Annotated in this window: 12 protein-coding genes; 9 read left to right on the forward strand and 3 right to left on the reverse strand. The window is 61.0% G+C overall.

All coding sequences use genetic code 11. The features are described from left to right. Positions 1 to 73: 73 nt before the first annotated feature. Positions 74 to 2,128, forward strand: a complete 2,055-nt coding sequence (locus EXY20_RS22780) for a hypothetical protein (RefSeq protein ID WP_135554418.1) — start codon at positions 74 to 76, stop codon at positions 2,126 to 2,128. Further along, positions 2,125 to 4,107, forward strand: coding sequence for a beta-propeller fold lactonase family protein (locus EXY20_RS22785; protein WP_235886151.1), 1,983 nt, complete (start codon positions 2,125 to 2,127; stop codon positions 4,105 to 4,107). Before EXY20_RS22780 ends, EXY20_RS22785 begins: the two co-directional genes overlap by 4 nt. A gap of 34 nt (positions 4,108 to 4,141) precedes the next feature. Here the strand turns inward: EXY20_RS22785 and EXY20_RS22790 are convergent, their stop codons facing one another. Continuing rightward, a complete protein-coding gene (locus tag EXY20_RS22790; protein ID WP_235886152.1) occupies positions 4,142 to 7,312 on the reverse strand; it encodes a hybrid sensor histidine kinase/response regulator in 3,171 nt (1,056 codons plus the stop codon). Between the two features lie 290 nt (positions 7,313 to 7,602). Here EXY20_RS22790 and EXY20_RS22795 point away from each other — a divergent pair, with 290 nt between their 5' ends. The 7 genes from EXY20_RS22795 (at position 7,603) to EXY20_RS22825 (ending at position 16,032) form a co-directional block, all read left to right on the forward strand. After that, complete coding sequence (locus tag EXY20_RS22795) at positions 7,603 to 8,652, forward strand: GntR family transcriptional regulator (protein ID WP_135554419.1); 1,050 nt, start codon at positions 7,603 to 7,605, stop codon at positions 8,650 to 8,652. Positions 8,653 to 8,784: 132 nt separating this feature from the next. Then, positions 8,785 to 9,726 carry an ABC transporter permease gene (locus EXY20_RS22800; RefSeq protein ID WP_235886153.1) on the forward strand — a complete coding sequence of 314 codons (942 nt, stop codon included), beginning with the start codon at positions 8,785 to 8,787 and terminating at the stop codon, positions 9,724 to 9,726. Then, complete coding sequence (locus tag EXY20_RS22805) at positions 9,720 to 10,589, forward strand: carbohydrate ABC transporter permease (RefSeq protein ID WP_135554420.1); 870 nt, start codon at positions 9,720 to 9,722, stop codon at positions 10,587 to 10,589. Before EXY20_RS22800 ends, EXY20_RS22805 begins: the two co-directional genes overlap by 7 nt. Before the next feature lie 66 nt (positions 10,590 to 10,655). Then, the gene (locus EXY20_RS22810; protein WP_135554421.1) at positions 10,656 to 12,287 is read left to right on the forward strand and encodes a DUF3502 domain-containing protein; all 1,632 of its coding nucleotides are present in this window, start codon (positions 10,656 to 10,658) and stop codon (positions 12,285 to 12,287) included. 16 nt (positions 12,288 to 12,303) lie between these two features. Continuing rightward, positions 12,304 to 13,305 (forward strand): sialidase family protein, encoded by a 1,002-nt coding sequence (locus EXY20_RS22815; RefSeq protein ID WP_135554422.1) that lies wholly within the window; start codon positions 12,304 to 12,306, stop codon positions 13,303 to 13,305. A gap of 39 nt (positions 13,306 to 13,344) precedes the next feature. After that, positions 13,345 to 14,145 carry an HpcH/HpaI aldolase family protein gene (locus EXY20_RS22820; protein WP_167859445.1) on the forward strand — a complete coding sequence of 267 codons (801 nt, stop codon included), beginning with the start codon at positions 13,345 to 13,347 and terminating at the stop codon, positions 14,143 to 14,145. Positions 14,146 to 14,532: 387 nt separating this feature from the next. Next, entirely contained in the window at positions 14,533 to 16,032 is a 1,500-nt protein-coding gene (locus EXY20_RS22825; protein ID WP_135554424.1) for a glycoside hydrolase family 10 protein, read from the forward strand. Positions 16,033 to 16,161: 129 nt separating this feature from the next. Here the strand turns inward: EXY20_RS22825 and EXY20_RS22830 are convergent, their stop codons facing one another. Continuing rightward, on the reverse strand, positions 16,162 to 17,244 hold the full coding sequence (locus tag EXY20_RS22830; RefSeq protein ID WP_135554425.1) for a glycoside hydrolase family 172 protein: 1,083 nt from the start codon (positions 17,242 to 17,244) through the stop codon (positions 16,162 to 16,164). A gap of 57 nt (positions 17,245 to 17,301) precedes the next feature. Then, on the reverse strand, positions 17,302 to 18,414 hold the full coding sequence (locus EXY20_RS22835) for a glycoside hydrolase family 172 protein (RefSeq protein WP_135554426.1): 1,113 nt from the start codon (positions 18,412 to 18,414) through the stop codon (positions 17,302 to 17,304). Positions 18,415 to 18,437: the final 23 nt, after the last annotated feature.

Below are 18,437 nucleotides of genomic sequence, written 5' to 3' on the forward strand. Positions count from 1 at the left end.
TGCGCAAAAAGCGCAACTGGCGGATTGCTTGTCGGACGGGATGGAGCGGGATTTTCGGGGGAGGAACAACAGAATGGGGAAACGCAACAAATGGAAAGCCGCGCTTGCGGGAAGCGCGGCAGCGGCGCTGATTGCGGCGACGGGCTGCACGAACGGCGGCGCGTCGGTAGATGTGACCGACTACACGTTCGACACCGCCGGCAACATGTTCGCTTACGCGGAATTCGAGCTGTCCGGCGAGCCGCTGGCGGAAACGCTCGGGCTCGATCTTGACGTGCTGGACGCGGGCGCGATCGACAAGCCGAGCAAGTTCGACTACGTCGCCGGCATCGAATCGTACGAATACTCGGAAGAAGCCATGTACGAGGTGGTGGAGAAGTCGGGTCTCGGCCTTCATCTTGTGAACGGCCCGGCGACGCGCAAGCAGGCGCAGACGAGCGGCGCCAAGGCGAACGAGGCGCTGGCCGCGCAATTCGTCAAGCTGGCCGAAGCGGTCGGCTACAAGCCGGAAGAGATCCATCAGAACATGTTCCCGACCTTCATCGAATTCGCCAAAGGGGATCCGCACTACCTGAAGCCGATCGATACGGCCAAGTTCGCCGAAGGCGAAGACGGCGCCTACATTCCGAAATACCAGGTCGACTTCTCCTCGCTGCGCTGGGACCGAGCCAAGATGGACAAAACGCTCGTCCCCGCCGCTTACGGCGGCACGTTCCTGAAGCAGGCGCTGTGGGCGGGCGATTTTCTCGGCAACTACCACACGGTGGATAAAGACGAAGAGCTCGAAGGCAAAACATCCTCCGACGACAAGGACAAAAACATTCGCCTCGGCGTCAGCTCGACCGACGGCATGCAAGGCATGATTCTCGCAGCCGAAATTTGGAACAAACTGCTCTACGTGCGCGACGGCCTGTTCTACGACGCCAAGTCGAAGCAGCTGACGGCCGGCCAGGGCGGCGGCTACAACCCGCAGAACGGCTTCGTCTATTTGCCGCATGCGGTCAAAGTAACGGAGAGCGCGTCCGAAGGCGAGTTCTACGGCCCGCAGAAGCTCGAAGTCAGCGACGCCCGCAGCTTGCTGCAGGACCAGTGGCTGATGCTGTGGCCGGCGGCGGAGTTTCTCGGCACGACGGACCAGCGCGCGGCCAATACGCACACGAACCCGGCGTTCCGCGCCGCGTTCGACGGCACGCCGTTCCCGGCGGCGCCGGCGGCGAATACGGATGCGAACCCGGCCAACGACGTGCGTGCCGACGATCCGTACTCGGTCAACTATGACGTGCTGATGCAGCTGTTCCGCAACGTCAAGGCGATGCACTGGAACGAAGCGGAAGGCGTGTTCGTCACGGAAAACGACGGCGCGAAGCAAGGCGACAAAATGGATACGTTCGAGGCGGGGTATACGCTGGAGGCGCTGCGCATTTTTGAGCGGGCGATCGACGGGCTGCCGGTTGGTTATGCGAACGGGGAAGACGCCGAAGGGCTGAACACCGCCGAAGGCAAAGAAGCGCTGGCGATGATCAGGAAGCAGGCGGACACGATCGCGGACAAAATGATCGATGCCAAAGGGCTCGCGGCAAACGGCTGGACGGTCGGCAAAGGGCTTGACGGCAGCGCGCCGACGCTGAAGGCGCAACTGGGCGCGATCCGCGGACTGACCGCCGCTTATCTGGCGACGAAGGACGAGAAGTACCGCGACGCCGCGCGCAAAGTGTACCAGGCGACGGACGACCGCTTCTGGGATGCGAAGGCCAAAGCATACAAAACATCCGGCGATTCGCTCGCCAAAACCTATGTCTATGACGCGTTCACGGCAGGCGGCGTTTCGGCGATGCTTCGTCTCGGCCTGACCACGCTGGCCAACGCCGACGCCGACAAATCGAAGCCGAAGGCGCTCGACGTGTCCATGGCGAAGAAGCGCTACACCGACTTTTATCGCCAGGTCGTGAACGGACCGGAGCTCGGCCACGGCATGCAGGCCAGCGAGTTCTGGGATACGGGCGACGTGTACAAGGAAGGCGACAAGAAAGGCAATACCGATAAAGACACCGTTCCGCAGCCGCAGGCCGGGCACGGCACGAACGGCATTGCGCCGGTTCTGCTGTCGGTCGAGGTGAAACCGAAATGATGCGCCGTTTATGGAAGGCGGCAGCCGCAAGCACCCTATTGCTGGGTGCTTTTGCCGCTTGCAGCGGGCTGCCGGGGCAGAGCAGAAACGCCGCGACGTCGCTCGCAAGCGACAATATCGTCGTCGACGCCGCCGGCAGTCGGCTGTACACGGCCAACGGCGACACGAACACGGTGTCGGTCGTCGACGTGAAGAAGCGCCGGACGGTCGGCGAAATCGCCGTCGGCCGGGAGCCGCAGCAGCTCGCGCTCTCCCCGAACGGGAAGAAGCTGTACGTGGCGAGCAAGTATACGAATTCGCTCGAAGTCGTCGATGTGAAAAAGCTGGCGGTTGCCGCCTCGGTGCCGACCGGCATCGAGCCGTACGGCGTTGTGGCAAGCGGCGACGGCAAACGGATCTATGTGGCCAACGACCGTTCGTCCACGGTGTCGGTCGTCGATGCGGCGACGCTGAAGACGGTGCAGACGATCCCCGTCGACGAGCGGCCGCATACGCTGGCGTTGACGGCGGACGGCGGGAAACTGTATGTGACGCATTTTTTGTCCGGCAAGGTGAGCGTCATCGACACGACCACTTACAAGGTAGCGAAATCGATCGCGCTTGCCGCCTCGCCCGACAAGGACGATCGCAAGAAAAGCCAGGGCATCCCGAACACGCTGCAGCAAATTCGCATCGCGCCGGACGGGGCGACCGCCTGGGTGCCGCATCTGCTGACCAACGTCGACACGCCGATCCAGTTTGACGAAACGATTTTCCCCGCGCTGTCGGTGCTCGATCTGAAGAAGGACGAAGAGAAGACGTCGGCGCGCAAGGAGCTGTTCCAAAGCATCGACGTGCGCAATTCGCTGAACGAAACGATCATCGTGTCCGATCCGGCCGACGTGGTGTTTTCGGATGACGGCCGCAAGGCGTATGCGCTGATGGCGGGCAGCGAAGACCTTGTCGTGTTCGATCTGGACCGCGGCGGCAAGGCGGCGCAAATTGTGCATCGCGTGCCGGGCGATCATCCGGCCGGGATGGCGCTGTCGCCCGACGGCAAAACGCTGTTCGTGCACAACACGATGAGCCATGACGTGTCGTTCGTCGACACCGGCCGCGGCGCAGGCGACGACGGTTATGCGCAGGCGCGCGTGAACGGCGACAACGTCAAACTGATCGGCGCCGACCCGCTGCCGCCGGAGGTGCGAAAGGGAAAGACGATTTTCTACAGCGCGAACAGCGACAAGTACCCGATCACGAACAAAAACTGGATGAGCTGCGTGTCCTGCCACGCCGGCGGCGAAACGAACGGGCTGACGTTCACCACGGCCAAAGGGCCGCGCCAGACGCCGAGCAACGTGCTGGCGATGGAGACCGGACTGTTCATGTGGGACGGCAGCCGCGACGATTTCCACGACTATATTTTGACCGTGCAGGGGGAAATGGGCGGCATGCTCGGCGTCGACCCGGCGAAGCCGCTGCCGGCGGACACCGACGAGGTGCTGAGCGCGCTCGAGGCGTTCATGAAATCCCCCGGCGCTTTCCCGGTGCCGAAGAGCCCGTACCGCAACGCGGACGGCAGCATGACGGTGAAAGCGCAGCAAGGGCTGGAGCTGTTCGGCGGCAAAGCCGGCTGCATCGCCTGTCACGCGGGGGCGGCGCTGACCGACAGCGTCAGGGCGACGGGCGCGGACGGCAAGCTGACGACGGAGAACACGCGGCAGCTGTACGACGTCGGCACGGCGAGCGCAAGCGATGTCGGCGCTCCCGGCGGCGACGCCCGGGCGCAGTTCGCCAACCCGCGCGACGCCAGTCACTTCGACGTGCCGACGCTGCGCGGGGTGTGGGCGACGGCGCCGTACTTGCACGACGGCAGCGCCGCTACGCTGCGCGATGTTGTCGATCCGGCGCGGGGCGCCGGCGACAAGCACGGCAGCACGTCGAAGCTGACGGAAGAGGAGCTGGATGAGCTGGTGGCGTACTTGCAGTCGATCGAATAAGGCGGGTTTTGCTGCGGCACCACGGGGCGCGCCCTCATTGCTCCTGCGGCCGGTCGGGAATGAAGAAAGAAACGACCGTCCCTTCATGCGGGGCGCTGCGGATGGACAGGCCGCGTCCGTAGTGCTGCGTCAGCCGCCGGTTCGTATTGGCGAGTCCGATCCCGCCGCCTCCGCTTACGGGATGGCTCAGCAGCCGGTCCGCCTGTTCCTGCTCCATGCCTTTGCCGTTGTCGCACACTTCGATCCCGATGCCGCGTTCCTGGCGCCTGACGCGAATCGTCAAGGTGCCGCCCTGGCGCAAGCTCATCAGTCCGTGTTTGACCGCGTTTTCGACCAGCGGCTGGATGGTCAGCGGCGGCAGCCGCAAGCTTGCGACGGGGTCGATCTCCCAGACGATGGCCAGCCTTTCGCCGAACCGCGCTTTTTCGATGTACAAGTACATTTCGGCCAGCTCCAGCTCGCGGGACAAGTCGACCAACTCTCCCGTATTCAAAAAGTCGAAGCCGATGCGCAAATAGGAAGCGAACGCATTGCCCAGCCGGCGCATCTGTTCGGTGTCGATTTCGCTCAGCGCCATGATCGAATTCAGCGTGTTGAACAGGAAATGCGGGTGAATTTGCGCCTGCAAGTACGCCGCCTCCATCCGCAGCCGCTGATCGACCGACATCTTCAGCGCCGTCAGCGCGCGAATCCGGTAACGCAGCTCCAGCGCGTCGACCGGCTTGGCGACATAGTCGCTCGCCCCCGACAGGAAGCCGGCGTAAATATCGGCCGGCTGGCTGCGGGCGGTCAGCAGCAGCACCGGCAGCTCCGAAACGGCGTACGTTTCCCGGACCCGCTGCGTCAGCTCGTAGCCGGACATGTGCGGCATCATCACATCGACGATCAGCAGGTCCCATTGCCGCGCGGCCAGCAGCTCCAACGCCTCGCGCCCCGAACCCGCGGTAGTGACGGCATAGGACTCGGCTGCCAAAATGCGGGTCAACACGCTCAAGTTGACCGGATTGTCGTCGACGGCGAGAATGTGCACCGTTCGATCCTGCAGAAGCGGCGGCGTCGTCGCAAGCTGGGCGGCTGCAGCCGCTTCGCCGTTTGCGGCAACGGGCTCAGTCCATTCGAGCGGCAATTCGTTCGCTTCGCCGCCGGATGGAGCCAGCTCGCGCGGTCCCGCTGCCTGGGCGAGAGACGGCGCATCGGCCAGCGGCAAGTCGAAGCGGAAGACGGAGCCTTTGCCCGGTTCGGAAGCGACGGACAACTCGCCGCCATGCAATTCGACCAACTGTTTGCAGATGCTGAGCCCAAGCCCGATGCCCCGGCCGTCGTTGATGCCGTGGTTCCCTTGTTCGTATGGGAGAAACACCCGCGCCCGCGTCTCCTCGTCCATACCGACGCCGGTATCGGCCACGCGAATGAAGGCGCGTCCGCCTTGCGTCTCGGCGTGCACGGTGACGGAGCCTTCCTCCGTATACTTGAGCGCATTGTGCAGCAGGTTGTAGAGGACTTGCACCAGCCGTTTTTCGTCGGCGAATACCGGCGGGAGCGACGCCGGGATGTCCGCGCGGAGCTGAATCGGCTTTCCTTCCTTAATGAAGCGAAGCATGCCGATGACGCCGGGGACGATCGCCTGCAGCCGGGCCGACTCGCGCTGCAGTACGATGCGCTGCTCCCGCAGCCGCGCGGCGTCGAGCAAGTCGTTCACCATGTGCGACATGTGCCGACCCACGGTGACCAGCAGCTCGATATCTTTCAGGCTGCCCGCGTCGAGGCGGTCCTTCTCTTTGGCGGCGACGGACTGCGCGATGTTGATGATGCCGTGCAGCGGCGTCCGCAGCTCGTGCGACGTGTTCGTGAGAAACTGGTCCTTGCGTTTGTCCGCCTCCAGCAGCTGCGCGTTGAGCCGGACATTGGCGTTGGAATGACGGATATACTTCTTGAACCAGTATGTCGAGAAACCGACCAGGGCGATCATCAGATCGATCGGGTAATAAACGATCGTGACGTCCGCGTTCGATTCCGCGATGCTCCAGGACAGGTTGGAGACGATGCCGGCCGCCGTCAGCAGCAGGTAGATCAGGTCCGGGTCGTCGCGCTTCCGGGCGATCATCGTGCCGATCGTATAAAGAAACCAACCGAACGATACCCCATACACGGCGAGGAACGCGCCGCTGCCGGAAAGTACGTTGACCCAGGAAACGGGCGTCGCCATCAGGGCGACGGTAATCGCCGCCAGCAGGGCGGTATACAGCCGCAGCCACACGTTGTCCGGCGGCGCGGAGGCGAAGTGGCGGTAGATGCGCAGCAGGAACAAGTTTTGCCACAGCAGGAAAATCAGGCGGAGCTTGATCGTCCACGTGTAATTGAACGGCAGCCAGATCAAGAGCAGATTGTCGTGGCCGATCAGCACCGCGAACCCGACCGCCAGCATCAGCAGCCCCGTCGTATACAGCGACCTCTCCTTGCGATTGATCGGATTGAACAAGTAGATGATCCAGATGTACAGGCCGTGCAGCAGCAGAATCACAAAAATCAGCAGCTGGAAGCCGATCGAATACCAGCGGATGTGATCGACGGCCGCCTGGGAACCGAACTGGATGCTGCGTACCATGCCGCCGGCGAGCGGTTCGTCGAAATTGGCGACGCGAATCAGGAGCTCGAGCTCCTGCACGCCTTCCCCCGAATAGGATACGGCGTAGGAGATGTTCTCCGGCCGATAGTCTTCCGCCAGCGCCGCGACAGTGCCCGACCCGCCGGAAGCTTGCCCGTTGATCTCGATTTCCGAGGCGGCCTGGATGTTCTGCACCCACAGCGAAACCGGATGCTTCAACGGCTCGACCAGGATGAGCAGCCGGTAGGTGCCGTACCCGTAAGGGGACGCCGCGCTGGCTTCCGCCTGTGCGGTTTTCCAGTTTCCGGGTATGCGAACCGTGCGCCAGCCGTCTTGCGGCGGCTGAGACTGCAGGCGGGACACCAGCTCACCCGGATACAGCTGCCATTCGCCGTCGAGCGGAATGGCAGTCAGCTTCTCCAGATCGATGCCGCGCAGATCGAGAATGCCCTGAACCGGCTTCGGATGCGCCGAGACGGGGAAAATGGCCGTCCACGCCATCCGCATGGCGAAGAGAACACCCAGGAAGAGCAGCATCGCGGCAATATAGCCAAGGGTTGTTTTGGTCGAAGGTCTCATTCCCGAAAATTCGACATTCATGGCAACGATTCCTGTCGAATCGTTGCATTTTCTTGGCGGCAGGTTTTTATGGCTGTACGGTACGGTTGTCAAAAGATAATGCAGGGCGTCCGGTACGCTTCGCAGAAAATCGGAACCAATCGACAGAAAGTGGCGGCATTTCTTCGTGCGGAGACTGAAACCGGCAAACTGCCCGATACAATTTGCGCAAATAAAGCGCTATACCGGCGAATATTTTTGTGTTGACACAGAAAAGAGCAACGATTATGATAACTGTATGGTACAGTTGATCGTACGAGGAGCATAAACGAATGAGCGTCAGTTCCACCAACAAGGCCAACCATTTGCACGACCTTCTGAAACAAGACCTTGCCGGCAACAAATACGCCCGCGGCGAGAAGCTGCCGTCCGTCCGCGATTTGTCGACGATGTACAACGTCAACAAGAGCACCGTTGTCACCGTGCTTGCCAAGCTGGCCAGCGAGGGGCTGATCAAGACCGAAGCCGGCAAAGGCGCCTTCGTGCTGGAGCCGAAGACGGAGCCCAAGCAGATCGCCGTCCTGCTGTTCGATGTCCAGTCGCCCATGCGTGTCGACACGGAGATTCTCGGCCATATCCAGAAGAACATCAAGGAAGGCTACTTCCTTTCCCTTCACGATACATCGCAGAACTACAAGGTGTTCGAGAAGAAGATCGCCGATCTGGTAGCGGGGGGGGTCAAGGGCATCGTCGCCATTCCGCCGAAATTTTATACCCCGACGAAGAGCGAAGTCGACTACATGAACGATTTGCTGGGCGACTCGGTTTCGCTGGCGTTTATCGTGCGCAATATCGACGGGATCGCCGCCGATTACTTCTCGATGGATCTGAACAAAGGCATCCAGAAGGCGATGACGTACCTTCATTCGATCGGGAAGAAGCAGATTTGCCTGATTAAACACGACAGCCAGAAGTTTATCGACGAGGAGTTGGCCGGCTTCGAGCAATCCTGCCGCAAATACGGCCTCGAGATGAACCCCAAATACGTCTTCGACCACGACGAGAACGCGGAGCGCATGGGAAGCAAGCTGGGGGCCGTACTGCACGAAATCGATGCGATCATCGGCTCCGATCATCTGCTGTGCTCGCTGCAAGGCATTATCCGCGGTGCGGGCCGGCAAATTCCCGACCAACTGTCGATTGTCGGCATCAATAACGTGGTGGCGCACTATTTTTCGCCGCCGCTGACGTCGATTTGTTTTCCCGTCGAGCAGATTGGCCTGCACGCGGTGCAGACGGTGATGGCTCGCATGGAAGGCGCGATTGGCGCGGGCAAGGTTGTCCGCAACTTCGTGCCGGACCTGATCATCCGGGAAACGTAGCTTCCAGCGCAAGGCAGCTTGCCGGCGCGGTCCGCCCGATCAAGAAAGGGGGGCCGATACGGGGCGGAGACCCGCCGGCAGGCAACCGATATATACGACAAGCAAGGAAAGGGGCTGGGCGCCATTTCGAGTGTGCGTGGGGCCGCCGTCGCGAACCGCAACCGCAGCGGTTCGGCCAGAGGCGTGTGGAAGCATCGTTACTATTACTTCCTATTATTGCCTGCATTAGTTTATTTTGTGATGTTCCATTATGTGCCGATGGCGGGCGTCGTGCTCGCATTCAAGAAGTTTACGATTGCCAAAGGCATTTTCGGCAGCGCTTGGGTCGGAACCGAACACTTCCGACGGCTGTTTGAAAGCGCTTCCTTCCATGAAGTGCTGACGAACACGATTGTCATCAGCCTGTATCGGCTCGTCTTCGTCTTCGTTGCGCCAATCGTGTTTGCGCTGCTGCTGAACGAAGTGAAGAAGAACGGCTTCAAACGTTCGGTGCAGACGATTTCGTACTTGCCGCATTTTATCTCTTGGGTCGTGCTTGGCGGCATCATCCGCGAGCTGCTGTCGCCGTCGCGTGGCATCGTCAACTACGTGATCCAGCTGTTCGGCGGCGAACCGATTTATTTTCTCGCCGAGCCGGATTACTTCCGGGCCGTGCTGATTGTCACCGACATCTGGCAGTCGGTCGGCTGGGGCAGCATCATCTACTTGTCCGCCATCGCCGGCATCAGTCCCGACCAGTACGAATCGGCATCGATCGACGGCGCCTCGCGCTGGGCGATGGTGACGCGGATTACGCTGCCGTCCATTTTGCCCACGGTGATGATCTTGTTCATTCTGCAGCTGGGCGGGATCATGAACGCCGGCTTCGACCAGATTTTTAACCTGTACAATCCGTCGGTCTACAAGGTGTCCGATATTATCGATACGTATGTGTATCGCACCGGCATGGTTTCGATGGAATACGACTATACGACGGCGGTCGGGCTGTTCAAGAACACGGTCGGCTTCGGACTTGTCGTGCTGGCCAACTTCATCACAAGCCGGGTAAGGGGCGGTGAATACAAGCTGTGGTAAACCGCAATCGCAGATGGCATACGTTCGACATCGTGAATGTCGTGTTCCTGACGGCGGCCGCCTTCGTGTTCTTCTACCCGTTCTGGCAAACGGTCGTATTGAGCTTCTCGACGCCGGACGTGGCGACCAAGGTGGGCATTCGGCTGTTTCCCGGAGCGATGACGCTCGATGCTTACAAGGTCGTGTTCAAGACGGAAAGTATTTACGTCGGTTACGCCAATACGCTGATCCGCACGATCGTCGGAACTTGCCTGACCGTCGTCGTGACCTACTGTGCGGCGTACGCCTTGTCCCGCGAGACGCTGCCGTATAAACGTTCGATCACGTTTCTGATCGTGGTGACGATGTTTTTCTCCGGCGGGCTGATCCCGACCTTTCTCGTGATGAAAAGCTACGGCCTGGTCGGCACGCTGATGGCGCTTATTTTGCCGATGACGACGTCCGCCTGGAATATTCTGATTACCCGCAACTACGTGGCTTCGATCAACAAGGAGCTGGAGGAGGCGGCGCTGGTAGACGGCGCGCATCCGCTGAAGATCGCGTTCCTCGTCATGTTCCCGATTTCCATGCCGATCATCGCCGTCATCACCATCTGGTCATCGGTCGGGCATTGGAATGCCTGGTTCGACGCGCTAATCTATACGAACGGGGGCAAAAATATCGTGCTCCAGCTTGTCCTGCGGCGGCTGCTGATCGACACGCAGGCGGAAACGAGCATCATGCAGTCGACCTTGGCCGCAACGACAGGCGATACGATCAAAGCGGCGACGATCATTGTGGCGATTCTGCCGATCATCTGCGTGTATCCGTTCCTGCAGCGGCATTTTACGAAAGGGATTATGGTCGGCGCGGTCAAAGGTTGAGCAGTTCGATCGATGCGCCAAGCCGATCTTGCATCCACATAACGAATTTACAGGAGGTCACAAGAAATGAGAACACGGTTTCCGCTCCGCAAGAAAACCGCATTCGGCGGCATGGCGCTCGTATTGGCGAGCTCCGTAGCGCTTGCCGCTTGCAGCACCAGCGACAAGGGGGCAACGGGTTCAAGCAGCAGCCCGTCGCCGGTGTCGTCCGCAGCCGGCAGTCCGTCGGCGAAGCCGAACGAGTCGAAAGAGCCGCTGGCGATCAACGTGATTGCGTATCCTCAGGCCGGTTTTACGCCGGTCAACGGTTCGGAAGCGCAGAAGGTGCTGGAGCAGAAGTTCAACGTCAAGCTCAACGTGCTGTCGGTCGACATCTCCACTCCGGAGAAATTCAACCTGTACTTCGCGCAGGGCGGCACGACCGACGTCATGCTGACCGGGCGCGCGGAAATCGATCCGCTGCTTGACCAGGGCCTGTTCCGCGAAATCAAAATGGATGACCTGTACAGCAAAATGCCGAACTGGATGAAAAAAGTCGACAGCCTCGTGGGCGACCCGGCGTTGACGAAGAAGCTGCTCACGTACAACGGCAAAGTGTACTCGATTCCGTTCACCCACGGCCCGCTGATGGAAAGCGGCATCATGATCGCACGCAAGGACTGGATGACTAACGTCGGCATTACCAAGTCTCCGACCACTCTCGACGAGTTCGAGCAGATGCTGAAAGCGTTCACCGAAGGCGATCCGGACAAAAACGGCAAAAAAGACACCTACGGCATCCACGGCGGCCAACGCTACAGCTTCAACTATGTCTGGGGCGCGTACGGCTTCATGCCGAAGACGTATACGCTGCAGAACGGCAAAGTGACGTATACGAGCATTTTGCCCGAGTACAAGGATGCGCTGAAGCTGATCGCCAAATGGTACAAGGCGGGCTACATCGATCCGGAGTTCATTACGGACGACCGCACGAAGCAGCGCAACAAGTGGAGCGAAGGCAAGTTCGGCATTCTCGCCGACAACGCGTTCTGGATGGATTCGGTGCGCGGGGAAAGCGGCGTGCTGGCGATGGTGGAGGCAAAAAATCCGAAGGTCGAATTCCAGTTCATGTCCCCGTTCAAAGGGCCGACGGGCAAGTCCGGCTCGTTCGTCGACTTCCCTTCGCTGCGTGGCGACGGCGCGATCTATTTCGGCAAAAACGCGTCCGACCAGGTCGTGGCCAAAATGATGGAGATCAAGGAAGCGCTCGCGACCGATTGGGATTTGTATAAGCGCATGTACTACGGCGTGGAAGGCACGGATTACACGACGGAAGCGTCCGGCAAAATTACGGTGTCGCCGAAGCTGAACGCCGAAGCGATCACGAAAGCCGGGATTGCACAAACGTTTGCGCTGATGCCGATCACGATGGACTGGATGAGCAAAACGATGAACGATCGCGACAAGCAGTTCCACGCGATGTCGATCGAGCAGCCGAAAACGTTTAACGGCCGGGACTTCGCCGTCAGCGGCACGAACAAGTCGCTGAACACGAAGGGCGCTGACATGATGAAGATCGTCGACGAGTACTATTTCAACGCCATTACGGGTAAAGTCGACATCGACGCCACATGGGACAAATACGTCGATTCGGCCAACAAGGCCGGGTTGAGCGACATTCTGGCGGAGTACACGAAGATGTATAGCGAAGGCAAATGATCGGAGGCGCAGGCGCGTGATAAAAACGATTGCAGTCGACCATGTATGCGGATGGCCGAACTTGACCAAGCTGCCGGACGGCGGGTTGCTGTCCGCCGTATTCAATCATCCGAGCCATGGCTTGGCGGAAGCGGAAGTGGATGTATACCGCAGCGATGACGGCGGCGCGACATGGCGCTACCGGGGCACGCCGGCCGTTCACGAGCCGACGAGGAACCGGATGAACGTCGCCTGCGGGCTGACGGCAAACGGCGATTACCTCGTGATCGCCGGAGGCTGGGACAACCGGCCGAAGCGGAAAGAAGACGCGCTGCCATACCGCGAATGCAACCGGTTGCCTGCCGTCATCTGCCGGTCTGCCGATGGCGGCGCAACGTTCGCGGTCAGCGACTTCGCTTACAGCATCCCGGGCAACGAGCATGTGCTTGTCCCCTACGGCGATATTTTCGTCCTGGGCGGCAATCGGCTGGCATGCGCTTGCTACACGGTAACAAAGGACATGAAGCATACCCAGTCCTACGTCGTATTCAGCGACGACGACGGGCGCACGTGGACCGACCATGGCGTGATCTCCGAGCGCAACCATCACGAAACGGCGCTTTGGTTCCACGATTCATTGAACGGCATCGCGCTGTGCCGGCAGAACGCGACCGACCATCTCGACCAGTTCGTCACCTCCGACGGGGGCAAAACGTGGACGTTTCAGCAAATGGTCACCTGCGCCGGCATCCATCCCGCTCATATCACGCAGCTGCAGGGCGGCGATCTGCTGATGACGTGCGGCGTGCGGATCCGCAACTTGTGGGGCATCGCCGCCGCCGTCAGCAAGGACGGGGGCGCGAGCTGGAGCAGGCTGGCCGCCATCTGCAACTTCGGCCACATGAGCGACGGCGGTTACCCGGCCACCGTCCAGTTGGACGACGGTCAACTGCTGACGCACTATTATGCGAGCGGCGTGCCGTTTCACGAGCGCTATTTTGTCGGTCAGGCGCTGTGGCGGCGGGAGGAATTATTCTAGCGGATGGCTTATACACGACATACAACGGCAGGTGCGGAGATGGAATCCATATCGAAGTATTTGAAGAAAAGCGTCATTAAGCGCAAGCTGCTCGCCAATCAACTGGCCGGCTGCCTGAAACTGAACGTCTCCAACCAGGCCGCGTTCGAAATCGCCGCCATGTCGGGAACCGACGCCATCTGGTTGTGCCGGGAGCACGTGCCGGGCGACTGGGATATCGTCGAACGCTCGAGCGTTGTCGCCAAGCTGTACGACTGCGATCTGATCGTGCGGGTGGAGAAAGGCAGCTACAGCGACCTGATCAAGCCGCTTGAGCTGGACGCTACCGGCATCATGGTGCCGCATGTGCGCTCGGGCGAGGAGGCGGCGAACATCGTGCGCAACACGCGTTTCTACCCGCTGGGCATGCGGGCGTGGGACGGCGGCAATGCGGACGGCAAGTTTTGCGCGATCGGGTCGGACGAATACATGCGCTACTCGAACAGCGAAAAGCTGGTCATCGTGCAGATCGAAAATCCGGAAGGCGTGGATGCGATCGAGGACATCTGCTCCGTCGACGGGATCGACATGATCTTCTTCGGTCCGGGCGACTTGTCGCAGGCGTACGGCATTCCGGGGCAAATCAACCACCCGGAGGTGGCGGCGGCCCGCAAAAAAGTGGCGGATTGCGCGAAGAAGCACGGGCGGTTCCTCGGCACGATTACGACGCCGGACATCATTCGCGACGTCGTCGCCGAAGGCTACCGGTTCCTTAATATCGGCGCCGACGTGCATGCGCTGCGCGAAACGTACGGCCGTGCGGTGCGCGATTTGGCATCGCTCGGCGTGCCGACGGCGTGAGAGTGGGCGGGAGTGCGTGGAAACACGCGGATGCGAGTGTGTGTGCGTGAACGGAGAGCCCCTTTGGGGGCTCTCTTCCGCATGATTGTGCCACGGGGCTGACCGGTGGAGAAATAAGCCATGTTTAATTGGCTATTTCGGCAAAAATGGCCGACTTCAATAAAATAGCCAGTGTTTTCGCTGGTTATTTGGAGTGAAAGTCCGATTTTGGGGTTTCAGGGTTGAGATAGCCAGTGTTTTCGCTGGCTATTTTCGCCGAAGCAAGTAAAATAGAGCGAATAAGCCATTTTTCATGGGCTATTTTGCTTCCGCGCGTCTGATATAAAATGGAATATAATGTAAAATTTCGAGTCATACCAGAGAACCAATCGACTGGAGGGAACGGATGTGGGCCGACACATCGTGCTGAATGAAGACAACAGCCATTATTTTTTCACCCGTTGCGATCGGCGTTTGACGGAGACGGAGGTGGATGCCTTCGTCGATCAATACGCAGGTACGCAAGTCGGCGAACTGTTGTTCTGCGTCAATGCCATGCGAACCAGTTACGCCAGCGGCGTATGGGAGCCGATCTGGCAAGGCTTCGATCCGCAGCGGGGTGAGGAGCAGCCGCTGTTTGCTTCGGCCGGCCCGGGCGAAAAACGCGCGGGGCTGAACTGGATGCGCACCGCCCTTCAACTGCACCGCGACGGCATCGACCCTTACGAGCGGTGGATTCGCCGCAGCCGGGAGGCGGGCATCTCCCCGTGGATTTCGGTGCGGATGAACGACGTGCACAATGTCGACGACGAAGCGCATTACTTGCACAATCAGCTTTGGCGGGAGCGTCCCGATTTGCGTCGGCAGCAGGACCGGTTCGAGGCGTGGACGGATCGCGCGTTCGACTATGGCAAACAGGAAGTGCGCGACTATCACTTCGCACTAATCAGGGAGCTGGCGGAGCGGTACGACTTCGACGGCATCGAGCTGGATTGGATGCGCTTCGGCTTTCATTTCCGCCCCGGCTTCGAGCGCGAGGGGGCGCCGCTGCTGACCGCGTTTACCGCATCCGTTCGCCGGCTGCTGGACGAATGGGAGCAGCGGCGGGGCCATCGCATCAAGCTGTCCGCACGCGTCCCGTCCCGCCCCGACGCGGCGTTCGACCTTGGGCTCGACGCGTGCGAATGGGCGGCGCAAAGGCTGGTCGATCAGCTGGTTGTGACTCCGTTCTGGGAAACCGCGGAGACGGACATGCCGATCGAAGCATGGAAGCAGCTGCTGCGCGGGACGCCGGTCACGCTGGCGGCCGGGCTGGAGCTGCTGATCCGCGCCTATCCGCAGTCGCCGTTGCGGCAAAAGAACACGATCGAAACCGTGCGGGGGATGGCGATGTCGTACTTGCATCGCGGCGCGGACCGGATTTATCTGTTCAACTACATGGACGCGATGACGGCTATCGACGATTTGTCGCAGTATCCGCGCCTGCTGCAGGAAGTCGGCGACGTCGCGACGATGCGCGGCGGGCCGCGGCGCCATGTCGTCGCCTACGCCGATACGTGGGCGCCCGGCACGCCAAAGGCCCATTTGCTGCCGCGCGTATGTCCGGCCGAACGCCATACCGGCCTGCGGATCCACATCGGCGAGAAACCGGCCGGCGGGCAGCGCGCCTATATATGTTTCGCCTGGCGGGAGCAGGAAGCGGACACTGCCTTCGGCGGCGAAGTGCTCGTCAACGGGCGGCTTTGCAAGCGGGCGGAGTCGTTCCTTCCGGAGAAGCCGCTGCCGGAGGAGCCGCTGCACGCGTTCGAGGTGCCGGAGGAAGCGCTGAAGGATGGTTTTCAATACGTGGAAATCAAGCCCGCGGGCCGCGAGCTGACGCTCACCTGGGCGGAAATCGCCGTGCTGTAGACGGCGGAGGCGCTCCTTTGTCTGCCGCCGGCTCGAGCCGAAGGAGGGGGCGGCGAAATAGGCCATTTTTCATGGCCTATTTTCGTTCCGACACGAATGTTGCTTCGTGTCTGAGCATGACGCCGCTCCTTACGGCTCCGACAGCGGCCTGCGGTCGAGGCCGTCGAGGTTTTCGAAGCCGCCGTGCGAGAACGGGACGCGGTCCTCGAAACGGCCTACGTCCGGCAGCGGCTGGCTGCGCCCGATCTGGTACCAATACGCGCTGCTCGACCAGTCGCCGCGCATGTCGTTCGCATGGCCGTGCTCGATGCTGAACGTGAGCGCGCGCTCGAAGTAAACCGGGTCCTCGATGTGGAAGCGGTATTGGGAATGTTTGCCCGTATAGTCGCCATTGCCCTTGAACGAATAGCCGTAATACGGCGTGCAATGGGTCCGTTTCAGATGGTTGTAATTCCAGGCGCCGCAAAAATAGTCTTCGGTGCCCGTACCGTGCAGCCGGGGCGGCCACGGCTCGTCGTCGATGAAAATCATGTCGTCGCCTTCGCCCCACCATTTGGGCCTGTTCGTATCGAGATGCAGCACGCAGCCGACATAATGGCCTTTGCCGCGGGCGTCTAGCACGACATAGTTGTGTTCGCCCGTCTTGTTCAGGCGCTGCACGACGCCGCCGGCGTTCGGTCCCGTCTCCGCGTCCTTGGCCACGACAAGCTCCCGCCGCCAGCAGGCGTGGAACCGGCCAAGATCGTCGGCGATCCGCGTCGTCTCCTGGTAGTCGATGTAGAAGTAGATGAACGAATCGCGCTCCGCTTCATTCGTAAGCGTGATCGTGGCGCCGTCCGCATACGGCATCGAAAACCAGCTGTTCATGCCCAGATGCGACGCCTGCAGCGGCAGCGACTCCCAGTAGTTGGCCCGCCCATGGCCCAGGCCAAAAAAATCGCCGAGCGGGCAAAGCACCGAAGGCGTCGTTTCGCCGTCCCAGTACATGCGCAGCACCAGCCCGCGCAAGTTGTGCTGTTCTTCTGTCGTCGTCATCCAGATATGTTTGACGATACCCGCCCCTTGCATCTCGCCGAGCACGACTGTTTCGCCGGCCCGAACCGGCCAATAATCGCGGTTGCCGCCGGTCCGGTCGTAAGAAGACAGGCGCCGGCTGGCGACGCCTGTGCCGAGCTGCGCCAATCGGTCCAGCGCCGTCATTCCGCTATGCATCGTGGATCCCCCTCTTTCATGCGCTATTGTGCAGTTCGCATCGCTTTCCCCGCCATCTCATAGCGGCGCTTCGTCCGCTGTGCCCGATGTCTCCGCAGCAGCCGCCCCCGCGAACAAATCGGCCGACCGCTCGCTTTTGCCGGGAAGCGGCTCCCGCGACTGCGCTAGCGGATACTGGTACCAGTAGGAAGTAGCGCACAGATCGTCGGAACGCAAGTAGAAGCCGTCCTCCGGATCGCGCCGGGGGTGGAGCTTCGGCTGGAATATGAGCCGGTCCCCGTATTGCGCCGCAAGCTCCTGCTTCATTCCGCAGCCCATCTGCTGCACAGTAACGGTCAACCGTTGCTGAAAAAAGATCGGATCCGCGTCGTGGAACCGGTACAGGGAGGCGAAGCCTCCCCGAACCAGCGGCGCTCCTTGCGTTGGCGTGCAAATTTCGCCGAGCCCCCAGGCGGAGCCGACATAATCCTCCATGCCGGTGCCGCACAAGGTCGGATAATCGCCGTCATCGTCCAGATACAGCTTGACTTCGCCTTCGCCCCACCAGCCGGGGGTGAGCGGGCGGACGCCGATCACGCAGCCGAGGAAAACGCCGCGCGCCCCGCGCACGTCGGCGATCGTAAAGTCGCGGCCCAGCGGGCACGGATTGTCCCGCCGGAACGACGCGTGGAACCGGCCGTGCTCCTCCGTAACCTCGTCGCCAAGCGTAAAGTCGATCTGGTAAAAAAACCAGTCGATATCCGTATCCGATTCGTTCGTCACGGTGATGCGCGCCGACGCCGCAAAGGGCATCGGGATGAAGCAATTCAGCCCGCGGCCTTCCTGCATGCTGACGTACTTGGCGTACATCGGCACGGACGCCCCGTGGGCGACGCCGAAAAAGTCGCCCAGCGGCGCCTCCACGCTCGGCACCGCGCAGCCGTCCCAGTACATGCGCAGAATGAGGTTGCGCATATGCTGCGGCTCGCGCGCGTGGGACGTCATCCACATGCGCCGCACGACGCCTGGCCCCTCGGCCGCAAGCAGCGTCTCCGTCGTGCCTGCGCGAAAATCCTTGATCGCCGGCGACCCTTTGACGCCGCCTCCGCTCATGCCGCCCCGGCCGGGCAGCGCATCGCGGTTCTCCGCCGTGGCGGAGCGGCTGCGGAGCGTTTTCATCGTATAGATCACGGCGCATCCTCCTCCTGTCGAAC

The sequence above is a fragment of the Paenibacillus cymbidii genome (assembly GCF_004764705.1).
Classification (GTDB): Bacteria; Bacillota; Bacilli; order Paenibacillales; family NBRC-103111; genus Paenibacillus_AN; species Paenibacillus_AN cymbidii.

Excerpts from the sequence above, each read along its gene's own strand:
- EXY20_RS22785 (WP_235886151.1), top strand. The coding sequence starts at position 2,125 with ATGATGCGCCGTTTATGGAAGGCGGCAGCCGCAAGCACCCTATTGCTG.
- EXY20_RS22790 (WP_235886152.1), bottom strand. The coding sequence starts at position 7,312 with ATGAATGTCGAATTTTCGGGAATGAGACCTTCGACCAAAACAACCCTT.
- EXY20_RS22780 (WP_135554418.1), top strand. The coding sequence starts at position 74 with ATGGGGAAACGCAACAAATGGAAAGCCGCGCTTGCGGGAAGCGCGGCA.
- EXY20_RS22820 (WP_167859445.1), top strand. The coding sequence starts at position 13,345 with ATGGAATCCATATCGAAGTATTTGAAGAAAAGCGTCATTAAGCGCAAG.
- EXY20_RS22795 (WP_135554419.1), top strand. The coding sequence starts at position 7,603 with ATGAGCGTCAGTTCCACCAACAAGGCCAACCATTTGCACGACCTTCTG.
- EXY20_RS22830 (WP_135554425.1), bottom strand. The coding sequence starts at position 17,244 with ATGCATAGCGGAATGACGGCGCTGGACCGATTGGCGCAGCTCGGCACA.
- EXY20_RS22810 (WP_135554421.1), top strand. The coding sequence starts at position 10,656 with ATGAGAACACGGTTTCCGCTCCGCAAGAAAACCGCATTCGGCGGCATG.